Raw genomic sequence first — 303 nt, 5'->3', positions numbered from 1 at the left:
GTATCATATAATGCTTACGATAGTATTGAAGGTATAATTCAAATGCATGTGGAAAGGGCATATCAATTTTTAGTTGTTTTATTTGTTGTTTTATTAGGTTATTTGTTTATAAGTATGTTTACAACATTAAATTATTTAGAACAATATAAACTGAAACATACTATTAAAATAATACATGGTTATTCGTATTTTAAAAGACATAAGTTATATTTGATGTTTACTAATTTTGTTTGGTTTGTTTCAATATTGATTTTATATATATTAGAGAAGTTTGATTTTATATATCTTGTTTTTTGTATCCTT

Annotated in this window: 1 protein-coding gene; it reads left to right on the top strand. The window is 21.1% G+C overall.

Annotated elements, in window-relative coordinates; translation table 11 throughout:
- Positions 1 to 42 precede the first annotated feature (42 nt).
- On the top strand, positions 43 to 303 hold a 261-nt coding region (locus V7024_RS24330), incomplete at its 3' end, for a DUF1430 domain-containing protein (protein ID WP_335524652.1).

This window comes from Bacillus sp. JJ864 (genome assembly GCF_036963045.1).
In the GTDB taxonomy this organism is placed as follows: domain Bacteria; phylum Bacillota; class Bacilli; order Bacillales; family Bacillaceae_G; genus Bacillus_A; species Bacillus_A pseudomycoides_C.
This window is presented reverse-complemented; position numbering and strand designations above follow the sequence as displayed.